At 70.9% G+C, this 13,018-nt stretch carries 16 protein-coding genes; 5 read left to right on the forward strand and 11 right to left on the reverse strand.

From position 1 onward, the window contains the following. Nucleotides 1–15 precede the first annotated feature (15 nt). Nucleotides 16–483, forward strand: a complete 468-nt coding sequence (locus MICNX66_RS00175; protein WP_187662810.1) for a hypothetical protein — start codon at nucleotides 16–18, stop codon at nucleotides 481–483. A gap of 24 nt (nucleotides 484–507) precedes the next feature. Here MICNX66_RS00175 and MICNX66_RS00180 read toward each other — a convergent pair whose 3' ends face one another. After that, nucleotides 508–1,368, reverse strand: a complete 861-nt coding sequence (locus tag MICNX66_RS00180) for a ribokinase (RefSeq protein ID WP_187662811.1) — start codon at nucleotides 1,366–1,368, stop codon at nucleotides 508–510. Between the two features lie 49 nt (nucleotides 1,369–1,417). Between MICNX66_RS00180 and MICNX66_RS00185 the strand changes: the two genes are divergently transcribed. Then, the gene (locus MICNX66_RS00185; protein WP_187662812.1) at nucleotides 1,418–2,350 is read left to right on the forward strand and encodes a nucleoside hydrolase; all 933 of its coding nucleotides are present in this window, start codon (nucleotides 1,418–1,420) and stop codon (nucleotides 2,348–2,350) included. 3 nt (nucleotides 2,351–2,353) lie between these two features. Here the strand turns inward: MICNX66_RS00185 and MICNX66_RS00190 are convergent, their stop codons facing one another. Beyond that, nucleotides 2,354–3,355, reverse strand: a complete 1,002-nt coding sequence (locus MICNX66_RS00190; protein WP_187662813.1) for a LacI family DNA-binding transcriptional regulator — start codon at nucleotides 3,353–3,355, stop codon at nucleotides 2,354–2,356. A gap of 131 nt (nucleotides 3,356–3,486) precedes the next feature. Between MICNX66_RS00190 and uriT the strand changes: the two genes are divergently transcribed. Beyond that, nucleotides 3,487–4,896 (forward strand): uridine transporter UriT, encoded by a 1,410-nt coding sequence (uriT, locus tag MICNX66_RS00195; protein WP_187662814.1) that lies wholly within the window; start codon nucleotides 3,487–3,489, stop codon nucleotides 4,894–4,896. A gap of 6 nt (nucleotides 4,897–4,902) precedes the next feature. On the opposite strand, the gene MICNX66_RS00200 is transcribed toward uriT, so the two are convergent. The 5 genes from MICNX66_RS00200 to MICNX66_RS00220 form a co-directional block, all read right to left on the reverse strand. After that, nucleotides 4,903–6,039 carry a calcium:proton antiporter gene (locus MICNX66_RS00200; RefSeq protein ID WP_232089136.1) on the reverse strand — a complete coding sequence of 379 codons (1,137 nt, stop codon included), beginning with the start codon at nucleotides 6,037–6,039 and terminating at the stop codon, nucleotides 4,903–4,905. A 122-nt stretch (nucleotides 6,040–6,161) separates the two neighbouring features. Next, a complete protein-coding gene (locus tag MICNX66_RS00205) occupies nucleotides 6,162–6,965 on the reverse strand; it encodes an SDR family oxidoreductase (protein ID WP_187662816.1) in 804 nt (267 codons plus the stop codon). Beyond that, nucleotides 6,962–7,435 (reverse strand): MarR family winged helix-turn-helix transcriptional regulator, encoded by a 474-nt coding sequence (locus tag MICNX66_RS00210; RefSeq protein ID WP_187662817.1) that lies wholly within the window; start codon nucleotides 7,433–7,435, stop codon nucleotides 6,962–6,964. The genes MICNX66_RS00205 and MICNX66_RS00210 overlap by 4 nt, the downstream gene beginning before the upstream one ends. 27 nt (nucleotides 7,436–7,462) lie before the next feature. After that, on the reverse strand, nucleotides 7,463–7,777 hold the full coding sequence (locus MICNX66_RS00215) for a hypothetical protein (RefSeq protein WP_187662818.1): 315 nt from the start codon (nucleotides 7,775–7,777) through the stop codon (nucleotides 7,463–7,465). Continuing rightward, nucleotides 7,774–8,040, reverse strand: coding sequence for a hypothetical protein (locus MICNX66_RS00220; RefSeq protein ID WP_187662819.1), 267 nt, complete (start codon nucleotides 8,038–8,040; stop codon nucleotides 7,774–7,776). The genes MICNX66_RS00215 and MICNX66_RS00220 overlap by 4 nt, the downstream gene beginning before the upstream one ends. A gap of 361 nt (nucleotides 8,041–8,401) precedes the next feature. On the opposite strand from MICNX66_RS00220, the gene MICNX66_RS16960 reads away from it, so the two are divergent. Beyond that, entirely contained in the window at nucleotides 8,402–8,536 is a 135-nt protein-coding gene (locus MICNX66_RS16960; RefSeq protein WP_255218720.1) for a hypothetical protein, read from the forward strand. 149 nt (nucleotides 8,537–8,685) lie between these two features. After that, nucleotides 8,686–8,997, forward strand: a complete 312-nt coding sequence (locus tag MICNX66_RS00225; protein ID WP_187662820.1) for a hypothetical protein — start codon at nucleotides 8,686–8,688, stop codon at nucleotides 8,995–8,997. 8 nt (nucleotides 8,998–9,005) lie between these two features. Here MICNX66_RS00225 and MICNX66_RS00230 read toward each other — a convergent pair whose 3' ends face one another. The 4 genes from MICNX66_RS00230 to MICNX66_RS00245 all read right to left on the reverse strand — a co-directional run bounded on the left by MICNX66_RS00230 (nucleotide 9,006) and on the right by MICNX66_RS00245 (nucleotide 12,911). Continuing rightward, the gene (locus tag MICNX66_RS00230) at nucleotides 9,006–9,983 is read right to left on the reverse strand and encodes an SRPBCC family protein (RefSeq protein WP_187662821.1); all 978 of its coding nucleotides are present in this window, start codon (nucleotides 9,981–9,983) and stop codon (nucleotides 9,006–9,008) included. Then, nucleotides 9,980–10,225 (reverse strand): hypothetical protein, encoded by a 246-nt coding sequence (locus MICNX66_RS00235; RefSeq protein WP_187662822.1) that lies wholly within the window; start codon nucleotides 10,223–10,225, stop codon nucleotides 9,980–9,982. Before MICNX66_RS00235 ends, MICNX66_RS00230 begins: the two co-directional genes overlap by 4 nt. Before the next feature lie 69 nt (nucleotides 10,226–10,294). Then, complete coding sequence (locus MICNX66_RS00240; RefSeq protein ID WP_187664060.1) at nucleotides 10,295–11,479, reverse strand: zinc-dependent alcohol dehydrogenase; 1,185 nt, start codon at nucleotides 11,477–11,479, stop codon at nucleotides 10,295–10,297. A gap of 103 nt (nucleotides 11,480–11,582) precedes the next feature. Continuing rightward, on the reverse strand, nucleotides 11,583–12,911 hold the full coding sequence (locus MICNX66_RS00245) for a cytochrome P450 (RefSeq protein WP_187662823.1): 1,329 nt from the start codon (nucleotides 12,909–12,911) through the stop codon (nucleotides 11,583–11,585). Between the last annotated feature and the right edge of the window lie 107 nt (nucleotides 12,912–13,018).

The following is a 13,018-nucleotide window of genomic DNA, read 5'->3' on the forward strand; positions in this document are numbered from 1 at the left end:
TCGAAGGAGGAGCCCATGATGTCCGCACGCCACCGCAGGATCGCCCGTCTCACGGCGCCGCTCCTGATCTCCGTGTTCCTGCTCAGCGCCTGCTCCGCGGCCGAGGAGGAGCCGACCCCTACCCCGACCGCCGCGGACGGAGCGCCGCAGATCCCCGGTGAAGAAGAAGGGGTCGTCGGAGCGACGAGCGTACCGGAGGACGTGCCGGACGCTCCGGAGGTGCGCGCCGGCACTCAGATCACGACCTGCACCACGGAGGACGACGGCGGGACGGCGGAAGGCGTGGTCGGCAATCCCACGGACGAGGATGCGACGTACGTCGTGACCGTGTTCTTCACCACCGACGCGGCCACGGTCGTCGGGTCCGGTCAGGCGACGGTGGAGGTCCCCGCCGGGGAGGAAGCCGACTGGTCCCTCACCGCGGACTTCGTGCCGCCGAGCGATCTTCGCTGCGCGCTGCGCGGGGCCGGCGCCGCGTCCTGAACCGACCGCCGTCGACGGGCGCCGCTACGGCGCGGGGACGTAGCGCGCGAGCGGGTCGAAGGGAGGCTGCGAGGAGAGGTGCGCGACGGCGGCAGCGCCCACCGCGCAGGCCGTCTGCAGGGCCGACTGCGCTGACAGTCCGCTCTGCAGGGCGAGCACGAGCGCGGCGCAGAAGGCGTCTCCCGCCCCCACGGTGTTGAGCGCGCGGGTGGGCACGCCGTCCGCCCGTGCGATCTCCTCGCCGCCGCGGAAAAGGGCAGCCCCCGCGGCGCCGTAGGTCACGGCGACGAGGGCGGCATCGGCCAGCTCCGGCATCAGCTCGCGCTCGGTCTCGTTCACGATGAACAGATCCACCCGCTGGAGCAGCGCGTCGGGAAGGGGCTGTGCGGGGGCGGCGTTGACGGCGACGAACCCCTCGGCGCGGGCGACGACGCTCTCGACGACGGACATCGCGATCTCCAGTTGCAGCAGGACGGCCTCGTTCGGCCCGACGGCGACGTCCTCGAGGGAGACGAGCTCGTTCGCGCCGGGGCACACCGCGATCTGGTTCTCGGCGTCGGCACCCACGACGATGAGGGCCGTCCCGGTGGGCGCGGCGACCGTGCGCAGGTCCGCGGTGTCGACGCCGGCGTGGCCGAGCTCATCGCGCATCCAGGCGCCGTCGGCGTCGGCCCCGACGGCCCCCACCATCCGGACCCGGCCGCCCAGCTTGGCCGCCGCGACGGCCTGGTTGGCACCCTTGCCGCCGAGATCGCGCGAGAGCCGGCCCCCGGCGACGGTCTCGCCGGCGGTCGGCAGCCGATCGACGAAGGCGGTGAGGTCGACATTGGCGCTCCCGACGACGACGAGGGAAGGGGCGAGGACAGCGTCCGGCTTGACGTTCATGAGAAAGAGTGTAAACGTTTACGCACACCCGATTGCAAAGGAGCACCCCATGCCCGTCCCCGTCCTCCTCGACTGCGACCCCGGCCACGACGACGTCTTCGCCATCTGGCTGGCGGCGGGAGACGAGCGCATCGACCTCCGCGGCGTCACGACCGTCGGCGGCAACGGCTACCTGGAACACACCACCAGGAACGCGCAGATCGCCCTCACGGTCGCGGGCGTGACCGGCGTCCCCGTAGCTGCGGGAGCCGACAAGCCGCTCCGCCGCGAGCTCACCCCGGGGGCCTGGATCCACGGGGACAACGCCCTCGGTGGACCCGTCCTCCCCGAGCCCACGGTCCCGCTCGACCCGCGGCACGCCGTCGACTTCCTCGCGGAGACCCTGAAGGCCTCCGCGGAGCCGATCACGGTGATCCCCACGGGCCCGCTGACGAACATCGCCCTGCTCCTCCAGCAGCACCCGGAGGCGGCTCGCAACATCAAGGAGATCATCTGGATGGGCGGATCGACCGGACGCGGCAACGTCGGCGCCTATCCCGAGTTCAACGCCTGGGCCGACCCCGAGGCCGCGGCGGTCGTGTTCGCCTCCGGTCTGCCGCTCACCATGGTCGGCCTCAACATCTCCCACCAGGCGCTCATCACCGAAGAGGTCGTGCAGCGGATCGCGGCGGTCGGCAACCGCACGGCGGCGTTCGGCGTGGAACTGCTGCGCTTCTTCTCCGCGTCGTACGACAAGGCCGAGGGGATGCCGGAGGGACCGCTGCACGACCCCATCACCGTCGCCATCGCGATCGATCGCGCCGTCGCCACGGTGCAGCGCTGCCATGTCGACATCGAGACGGCCGGCGAGTTCACGGCAGGGGCGACGTGTGTCGACCTCCACGACATGCTCGGCAAGGAGCCGAACGCCGACGTCGCGCTGACCCTCGACGTGCCGGCCTTCTGGAACCTGGTGACGGATGCCGTCGCAGCACTCGCCTGAGGGTCACGCGCCCGGCGCGGGAGACGTCGACTCGGCCACGCGCAGGGTCGGGGCCACGCGGCGCAGGGCGTACGGGGCGTCCGGATCCTCCCTCCGCTGCACGAGAGCCTCCACCGCCTCCGCGGCGAGCTCGTCGAACGGCTGGACCACGGTCGTCAGACGCGGCTCGCACACGTCCGCCAGCATGGTGCCGTCGAATCCCGTGATGAGGATGTCGCCCGGGACGCGCAGGCCGGCGCGCTTCAGCGCGGCGACGGCACCGGCGGCGACGAGGTCGTCGCCCGCGACGATCGCGTCCGGGAGCGGACCGCGCGCTCGCAGCTCGGTGACGGCGGACTCGCCGAAGGCGAGCAGGTATTCGCCGAACACGTTCTCCTCGACCGGCAGCGACCGCGCGCGGACGATCGCCTCGAACGCGGCGCGGCGCTCGCGGCCGACCGACGTGACGTCGTTGCCCGACACGAGGACGATGCGAGAGGCGCCGCGCGAGACCAGATGGTCGACGGCGAGCCCGATGCCATGATCGTTGTCCACCCCCACGAAGTCGGCATCCAGGTCCAGCACCCTCCGGTCCACCTGGACCAGGGGAAGGCGCTGGGCGGTATCGGCGACGGCGTCGAACGACAGCTCCGCATCGGACGGGACCACGAAGACCCCCTCGACGCGGCGCTCGACGAGCATGCGCAGGCGGGCGCGCTCGCGGTCGACCTCGCCGTGCGAGTCCGCGATGACGAGGTCGAATCCCCGCCGCTGCAGATGGTCCTCGAGGCGATGGACGAGCTCACCGTAGAACGGGTTGCTGATCACCGGGACGACCACGCCGATGGTCGCGCCGGTGCCTTCGCGCAGACCGCGGCCGATGAGGTTGACCCGATAGCCGAGCTGCTCGGCCACCCGGGCCACATGCTCGGCGGTGGCTCCGGAGACGCGCTCCTTGCCGTTCAGCGCGCGGGACACCGTGGCGATCGACACCCCGGCCGCGGCTGCCACATCATGCAGCGTCACCGACGGCTTCCTCATCCGCACCTCGACTCCCGTCGGGCGCCGACACCGGCGCCTCGACTCCCAAGATAAGCCGCGCGTAAAGGATTACGCATTCCGGCGCCCCCGCACTGACACGAAGAAGTGAGAACGACATGCACACCACCGCCCTCCGGCCCCGGACGGCCGTCGCCCCCCTGATGGTCGCCCTCCTCGCGGCGTGCCTCGCGTTCCAGCTGAACGCGAGCATGCTCAGCCCGGCCCTGGTCACGATGGAGCGCGAGCTCGACGCGACGGCATCGGAGATCGCGGCGACCCAGACGGTGTTCTTCACCGCCGCCGCCCTCTTCACCCTGTTCCTCCCGCGGCTGGGCGACCTCATCGGACGGCGCCGGGTGCTCGTCGGCATGCTCGTGGTGATGGCCGTCGGCTGCGTGGTCGCGGCGCTCGCGACGAACGTCCCGATGCTCTTCGTCGGCCGCCTCATCCAGGGCGTCTCCGGTCCCGTCGTACCGCTGTGCCTGATCATGCTGCGCGCGGCCGTCGCGGACCCGAAGATGTACGGCACGCTGCTCGGCGTCGTCACGGCCGTCAACGGCGGGATCGCGGGCGGCGACGCGCTGCTCGGCGGCTACCTCGCCACGAATCACGGTTTCGCCTCGATCTTCTGGACCATGGCCGGAGTCGCGGTGGCCGCGGCACTCGTCGTGCGCCTGCTCGCCCCGGAGACGATGGCGGAGGACCGTCCGCGCATGGACTGGTGGGGGTCGCTGCTCCTGGTCGTCTCCGTCGGGTCGATGCTCGTCGCCCTGAACGAGCTCGGGAAGCTCGCCGAGGCGGACGTGCTCCTGGTGATCGTGCTGGCTGTCGTGGCCGTGGTGTCGTTCCTCGCCCTCTGGAAGCTGGAGGGCGCGCTGCGGGACCCGCTGGTCTCGCCCGCTCAGCTGAAGCAGCGCTCCACCTGGGCGCTCTCCGCGACCTCGTTGCTGACCCTCTCCGGCATCTTCGCGGTGATGAACGGCGTGGTCCCCGCTCTGGCGCAGGACACCGGCATGGGTCTGTCCATGAGCGCCGAGGAGGTGTCGTTCTGGATCCTGATGCCGTACGCGCTCGCCGGCCTGCTGATGGGACCGCTGACCGGACGGCTCGCGGCGACCGTGGGCTACCGCGCGATGCTCCGGGTGGGACTGATCGGCACGATCGTCGTGCTCGTGCTGATGGTGGCGAACGTCGGGACGTCCTCCCGGGTCACCCTGCTGCTGCTCTCGGTCGCGGCCGGCGTCACGTACGCCGGCATCGGCAACATCATGCTGAACGGCCTCGGCGTCGTGCTGTCGCCGAAGGAGCGGCCGGGATCGCTCCCCGGGTTGGACACCGGCGCGATCAACCTCGGGGCGGGACTGAGCTTCGTCGTGATCTACGCGGCCCAGACCTCGTTCGGCGGCAGCGGGGATGCGGCGGGCGGCTACGTCGCCGCGCTCCTCACCGGCGCCGTCGTGCTCGCAGGCGCGCTGACCTTCTCCCTCTTCATCCCGAAGCCCGTCCACGCCGAGCTGACCCGCTGAGGCGGCTCAGCTGAAGAGGATGAGCACGTAGACGGCGAAGGTCGCCAGGTGCGCGGCCCCGTGCATCGCGGTGACCCGCTTCGCCGCGAACGTCGTCACCGACAGCAGCAGGGTGACGGCGAGCATGAGGAGGTTGGCCGGCGACTCGGCGAGCACCACCTGCTGCCCGGTGAGCATGCCGATCAGGAGGACCGCCGGAATGGTCAGGCCGACCGTCGACACGAGCGCCCCGTGGCAGAGGTTGTTCACGCGCTGGGCCTCGCCGTTCAGGGCCGCGCGGATCGAGGTGATCGACTCCGGGAGGAACACGATGCCGGCGATCAGCAGCCCCGCCAGGGCGACGGGAGCGCCGAGCCGGCCGAGACCGTCGTCGAGCAGGGCCGCCATGTCGTGCGAGAGCAGCACGATGGGGGCGACGGTGATGACGAGGAGGACGAGGCGGGTCAGCACCTCGACGCGGTGGGCCGCGAGCACCGCGCGGATGGGGGTCCGCGGTGCCGCGTTCGCCGCCGTGTGGGCTGGCCGCAGCCTCTCGTCCACCTCGGTGAAGTCATCGGCCTGCGCACCCATCTGCCGGAACAGGAAGAATGCGTACAGGACGAGTGTGAGCACGATGATCGGGATCTCCTGGCCGACCGTGTACGCACCGCCGTGGCCGATGAGCCCCGGAAGTCCGAACGCCAGAGCGACGAGGACCACGAGCATCGACAGGTACGCGGATGTGCCGGTGCGGTTGTGCGCCATGCCCCGATGGCGGAGTCCGCCGAGGAGGAGGGCCAGGCCGATGACGAGGTTGAGGATGATCATGGAGACGGCCATGACCGAGTCGCGCGCGATGGTGGCGTGCTCGCCCGGCCCGAGCATGACCGCCGAGATGAGGATCACCTCGATGAGCACGATCGACAGGGTCAGCACCAGGGATCCGTAGGGATCGCCCAGCCGGTGGGCGAGGGCCTCGGCCTGCTTCACGACGCCGAACGCGCACACGAGGATCACGGCGACGATCGCGAGGAGGGCGACGACCAGGAGTGGTCCCGGCACGGGAGGCGCGAGCAACGGGTGCAGGGCGAGCAGGGCGACGACCGCGCCCCAGCCCAGGGCCACACGCAGCAGGTCGGTGCGGGTGATGAACGACCGGATCATGACGGACTCCTTCATGAGTCAGTCGTCGTGTGCGGGTACTGCTCCCTCGTCCGCTGCTCCGGGTGCCGGAGACACCCTCAGGATACCCGCGCTCCCGGAACAGCGGCTGAGCAGTGCAGGTCTCAGCTCTGGGGGGCGTCGTTCCAGGACCAGATGTCGTCGCCGCGCAGGACGGCGTCGGCTCCGCCGTCGCAGTAGATCGTCTGACCCGCCATGTGGGTGTTGACCGGGCTGGTGAGCCAGACGAGGAGCTCGGCGATGGAGGACGCCGGCTGGTGGTAGTTCAGGGGCATCGGCACGGCGGCGTCCACCATGGCCAGACCCTCGGGCGAGTCGAGCAGGCCCGCGGTCATCGCCGTGATGACGGTGCCGGGGGCGACGGCGTTCAGCGGGATGCCCGCTCCCGCCCACGCCGGGGCGATGCTCTCGCGACGGACCCACCGCGACAGGGCGCGCTTGCTGGACGAGTAGTTGAGGAACCCGGCCTCGGGTGTCGCGGCCAGACGGTCGCCGATCTCGATCGCGCGCGCCTCGTCGCCGGCGAGGGCCGCGTCGACGAGCTCGGGCGACACCGGCTGCAGCGAGGCCATCGACGACACCACGGCGGCGCGCGGCGCATCGGCCAGGCTCAGCGTGGGCTGCAGCGCGGTCAGGAACTCGGTCACGCCGAAGAAATTGATGGACATCGTCTTCGAGATCGGAGCCGAGATGCCGGCGCAGGCGATGACGGCGTCGATCCCGTCGTCGGCCGCCTCGACCACGGCGCTCGCCGCGGCCAGACGCCCCTCGTGGGTGGACAGATCTCCGTCGACCTCGACGCCGGCGAGGTCGACGCCGATGACGGTGTGGCCCTGAGAGCGGAGCAGCTCGGCGGTGGCGGCGCCGATGCCGGATGCGGATCCGGTGACGACATAGGTGCGGGTCATGGGGTTTCCTCCTTGATGGACACGACCGGCGGCGTGCCGGACAGTGCGGTGACGAAGCGGCCGAGCTGGCGGCGGAATCCGTCGATCTCGTCCGGTGACCAGCCTGCGACCGCATCGCCGACCATGCGATGGCCGGCCTCGACCAGGCGCGTATAGGCCGTCCGGCCCGCGTCCGTCAGGCGCACCTCGACCGTGCGTCCCGAGCGCACGGGGTCGACGACGCCCTGCGTCGCCATGCGGGCGACGAGCTTCGACGTGGTCGGCCGCGACAGTGTCGCGTGCGCGGCCAGGTCGCCGAAGCCCATCGCACCGCCGTTCATCCCGAGCAGGTAGAGCGCGCGGATGGCGGACGGATCGAGGGCGACGTCGACGGCCTCGGCGACCTGGCGTTGCAGATCGCTCTCACTCCATTCCGACACCACGCGGACGAGGGCCAGGTGGATGCCGGCGACGTCTTCGCCGGTGGTCATGTGTCCAGGGTACGCCTCAAAGTTGCCTCAGGCAACAGTTGTGATGTATCCCGCGCTCGCGGTGTCCTCCGCGAGGGTGAAGAAATGCCGATCGCCTGCCCGCCGCGCACGCCGCCACCGGCGCTGCTGCCCGTCGGCATAATCGAGCACGATCCACGCGGGTGGAGGTGTGCCCTGCGGACCGAGGACGAATGAGCACGCCCCGAGGCCGGGGGAGGCGAGTTCGGCGACGAAGCGGTCGTCGCCGGGTGCGAAGGGTGCGGTCTCGTGGAGCTCTGCCGGCTGCAGGCGGAGGACGGTGTCGGAGTGCTCCCGGACGTCGGAGCGGAGTCGACGCCTCATGCGACACCGCCTCGGCGTGCCGCCCACTCGCGGGTGTCGCGGACGCCCTGCGCATCGAGGTAGGCGCGGATCACGTCCTGGGTCAGGCGGATCTGCGCCTCCGTGCCCATCGCCGCCTGCATGACGCCGATCGCGGGCGCGGGCTTCCCATCCACCCGCTCGAGCGCCTCCCAGACGATGTCCTCGCGGCCGCCGCGACCCAAGGAATGCGGCATCGAGGTGAACCCCGTGCGGCGATGGTCGGTGGGTCGTGTCTCTGGCATGGGGATTCCTCTCTCGGGGCGGATGGGCAGGCTCGCGCCGAGGGACGTGTGTCCCTCGCGCTGCGCACGTCGGACCGCGGGGGGTGCTCTCCCCGACTCCGGCGCACGGGCTGCGGCGGCGCGCCTCCGCAGGCGGCCCTCTGAGTGGCGTGCGGAGCGGTCTGCCTGACCGGTTGCTGTCCTCCGACCGTACCACGTTATTTTGAGTCATTCAAAAGAAGTGAGAGACGATCACGGTTCCGTACAGGGTTGCAGAGCGATTCGCTCAGGCGTTTTTCTCCCGTTCAGCGGGAAATTTGACTTCCCTGTGCTTCCGGGTATGGTCGGGGGTTACGCCAGCCAGTCACAAAGGGGAAGCGCCATGTCAGGAAAGTCCACACCGGGTCGCGCCGGAAAGAAGGCGCCGCAGCTCTCTCTCAAGGAGAAGCGGGCGGCGAAGCGCGCGAAGAACGCCCCGGACGAGTTCCTCAAGCCTCGCAAGGGCGCGAAGAGCTGAGGACTCCGGCCCGGCGGGTGCGGCGCTCGATCGTGGCACCCGCCGGTACCCGGGCGATGGGCTACCGGGGTGCCACCGTTGTGTCAACGGGCCTGTCCTGAGCGCCGATCCGACGCACGCTGGAGTCTCCGTCACGAGAGGAGCGCGTCATGTCGAACCCGGAAGCCTTCATGTACCCGGATGAGCCGCTGCAGCCGGAGGAGCCTCTGCGACCCGAGGAGGAGGACGTCGTCGAGTCCGATGAGGAGCCTTCGCGAGAAGGCATCGCGGCACACCTCGCCGAGCGCGGAGGCGACGATCCGGACGCTCTTCAGGACGTGCCGGCCGGCGGGGCCGGAGCCGACGCCGGCGCGGGGAACGCGGCCCGCGTGGACCCTGCGTCGAAGAATCCGCCGGAGCCCGCCTATGAGTCGACCCACAGCAAGGAGCCCGGCGTCGGTCCGCGGCATGAAGAGGGCTGAGCGACCGATCAGCGGAAGACCCGACTGATTCCACTCTCGACCTGTACGAGTTGGATGAACACCAGCCCGCGCAGGAGGGGCGCGAAGGGGGACCGCAGCGCTCGTCGGATCGGTCCGCGTCGCCTGGTCTCCCATGTCAGCGTCGCCCGGAGCTGTGTGCCGCCCGCCGCCGGTTCGAGCGCGAGGGCGAGGAGGCGCGGGTTCGCGTTCGGGGCGTCGGGATGCTCGAAGCGCCAGGCCACGTGTGTGGGATCCTCCGGCCCCGAACGGGTCACCCGGAGGCGATGGAATGCCGGCTTGCGCCGGAGTGGTCGTCCATCGGGGGCCGTCGTGGGGGCGAACGCCTCCCAGGGTCCGTCCTCGGGTCCGGGGAGGATGGTGGCGACGCTCTGATCCCAGTCCGGGAGACGGTCGGCGGTCGAGAGCAATGTCCAGACATCCGTCATGGTCGCCGGGATGAACATCGAGCGTGACCCGGAGATCCCGGAGATCTCCCGCCGTCGCTGCAGCGGGCGGGCTGCGGCTTCGACCTCATCCAGTTGCACCGTGATGTCGTCCGCCGTCACGGCGAGCCGGTCGAGGATGGCGGTGATCAGGCCGCTGGGCTCCTCGAGAAGGGCGCGGAGCACGGCGGCCGAGTCGCCCTGTCGGCCGCCCCCTGTGGCGGCGCGGAGCACCGCGAGGGCGCGGTCCGTCCAGTCGTAGCCCTCGGTCTCGTGGAAGACGATGCGACCGGGGCCGATCGAAGGAGCGTCCACGCCCACGGCCTGGAGCTGTCCGGCGTGCTGCGCCTCGACCGCCGTCCGGGTGGCGTCGAGATCGACGCCCGCACGCCGCAGGACCTGTCCGCCGGTGTCGGCATCGAGCGTGAGTGCGAGCAGCAGGTGATCGATGTCGGCATCGCGGACACCCAGGCGTGACGCCTCCTCCATCGCCGCGAGCGAGAGGGTGTGCATGGTCGCAGCGGCCTGCGTGAACCGGCTCATGCGTTCCGCCGCGGAACCGGGATCGTCGGATCGATGCGACGACTGTGCTTCTTGTGCACGGCCTGCCGCGTGACCCCGAGGGCGTCGGCGACGGCCTGCCAGCTCATCCCGGCGCGGAGCGCGGCCTCCACCTGGCGCAGTTCGAGAGCGTCGGCGAGCGTCCGCAACGAGGCCACTGCGCGAAGCCCGGCACGGGGATCGGTCGTGTCCGCGGCGGCGCGGGCGATGTCGAGGGACTCCATGATGTCAACCTAGGTTGCTGGCAGCGATGCTGTCAACCCGGGTTGCTTCTAGAGCCCCTCGACGATCCGTCAGGCGGCGGAGGGGTGCAGCACGACCTTGATGCAGCCGTCCTTCTTCTCCTGGAACGTCCGGTACAGGTCCGGGGCGTCTTCCAGGGCCGCGTGGTGCGTCGTCAGATCCATCACGCCGAGCGGGTCGGACGGGTCCTCCACAAGCGGGAGGATGTCGTCGATCCAGTTCTTCACGTTGCACTGTCCCATGCGCATGCTGATCTGCTTGTCGAACAGGGTCTTCATCGGCAGGATGTCGGCGTCGCCCGCGTACACACCGCTCAGCGAGACCGTGCCCCCACGACGGACGGCGTCGATCGAGGCGTACACGGCGGCGAGACGATCGATCCCGGCCTTGTCGAGCATCTGCCGTGCCGCGGGATCGGGCAGCAGTCCGACCGCCTTCTGCAGGAACTCCACGCCGCTGTTGCCGTGTGCCTCCAGGCCCACCGCGTCCACGACCGCGTCGGCACCACGACCCTCGGTGGCATCGCGGATCTCCTCGACGGCCGTGTCCGTGAGGTCGAGCGTCTCGATGCCCTGCCGCTCCGCCATCGCGCGCCGCTCCGCCACCGGCTCGACCGCGATGACGCGGTGGCCGCGGTGCCGGGCGATCCGGCTGACGAACTGCCCGACGGGGCCGAGTCCCATCACCGCGAGCGTCCCGCCTTCGGGAAGCTGCGCGTACTCCACGCCCTGCCATGCGGTCGGCAGGATGTCGCTGAGGAAGAGGTAGCGCTCATCCGGCAGGTCCGGCCCGACCGGGATGTGGTTGTAGTCGGCCAGCGGCACGCGGAGGTACGCGGCCTGCCCGCCGGGGACCTGGCCGTAGAGCTTGGTGTAGCCGAAGAGTGCCGCGCCGCTGCCGTACTTGCGCACCTGGGTCGTCTCGCACTGCGACTGCAGCCCGCGGAGGCAGAAGAAGCACGCCCCGCAGGAGATGTTGAACGGGATCACGACGCGGTCGCCGGGCTTCAGCTTCGTGACGTTCGCGCCGACCTCCACCACGACGCCCATGGGCTCGTGCCCGAGGATGTCCCCGCGGTCGAGGAACGGGCCCAGCAGTTCGTAGAGGTGCAGGTCGGATCCGCAGATGGCCGACGAGGTGATCCGGACGATGGCGTCCGCCGGCTGCTGGATGACCGGGTCGGCGACCTCCTCCACCGTCACGTTCCGCTTGCCCTGCCAGGTGAGTGCCTTCATCATGTCCTCCACGTCTCGATGTCCGTCGTCCCTCCACGCTCTCGGGCGAGCGACAGCATGGCCACCCGGTTGACAGGTCGTGGACGACGTGCGATCCCAGGACTCAGTGGAACGGGCAGCCGCTCCCGGAACCGGTGGCACGCACCCGCCCACCCGAGGAGGGCTTGGTGGGAAGGCGGCGACGGTTCACGTCGAGTCCCTCGTCGAGCACCGTCAGCTCCGGGTCGCTCAGCACCGCGACGGCGGCGGAGAGGCCGGCGATGACGAGCTTCTCCCCAGGGCAGCGGTGTCCGGTGGCGACGTCGCCCCCGCCCTGCGGGACGAAGGTCACGAGGTCCTCGTAGTCGTCCACGTCGGTGAAGCGCTCGGGGGCGAAGCGCTCGGGGTGGGACCACGACCGCCCATCCGTGTTCGTGCCGAGGATGTCGAGCACGACCCGGCCGCCCTCCGGGACGGTCACCCCCTCGATCTCGACCTCGGTGGTGGTGCGACCAGGCAGCATCGGCACGAACAGCCCCGTCCGCCGCACCTCCTGCGCGAACATCGTCGCCAGGGTCCCCCCGACCAGGGCCCCGCGCTCGGAGGTCTCGGCGGCGATCCGAGTGCGCCATTCGGGGTGATCGTGCAACTGCTTCGCGGCGAAAGCCACGAACCGCGCGGCGGCGATCATCGGGCGGATGCTGTTCTGCAGCTCCACGCCGGCGACCTGGGTGGGCAGGAGCGCCCCGGTCTCGTCGCGGTGCGCGGCCCACAGGGCGAGTGCCGTGCCCTCGGGGGCCGACAGATCGCCGGCGCGGACGGCTTCGATGAGGCGTCGCGCATGGCGGTCGGAGAAGATGCGGTTCGCGAAGGCCTCGACATAGGCGGGGGAGTAGGGAGCACCGAATCCGTCGACGATCTGCGCGAGTCGGGCTGCCCATCGGGTGTGCGCCGCGGCCGTGCCGGGCAATCCCGCCCACCGCATCATGGCGCGACCGAACGCACCGACGGCGGCGTCGTACGCGGTCCGGGTGCCGCCGGCGCGCCAGTCCTCGAGCTCCGCTGCCCACTCCCGTTCGAGGAAGGGCGTGAGCCGCTCGACCTGGGCATCCTCGTACGCGGCCTCCACGAAGGTGGCTTTGCGGTGGCGGTGCGCCGCGCCGTCGAGCGCGTGCACCGAGCCGTGCCCGAAGAGCGGTTCGCGGATGACCCCCGGCATGGCGCCGGCGCGGGCGATGCGGCTCTCGTCGTAGAACAGCTCCACCCCCTCGGCTCCGCGGACGAAGGCGGCGGGGTGCCCGAGGAGGCGCATCGGGGCGGAGCGGGCGCCGGGGCGGGCTCGGCGCCAGATGCGCTCGCCGAAGTCGTAGCCCCGGGTGAGCAGCGACGGCGAGTCCTCCTGCAGGACCGCGTCGAGGCCGTCGGACAGTCGGGAAGTCAGTCGCTGAAGCATGATCCGACCCTGTCACGTGGCCGCGAGGGGGCCCAAGGGGGAGGCGACTTCGGATCGATTGTGCTAGCCGGGCTGTCGGTGCCGCCGATGTCAAGCACCTGTCCGAC

Source organism: Microbacterium sp. Nx66, assembly GCF_904066215.1.
Classification (GTDB): Bacteria; Actinomycetota; Actinomycetes; order Actinomycetales; family Microbacteriaceae; genus Microbacterium; species Microbacterium meiriae.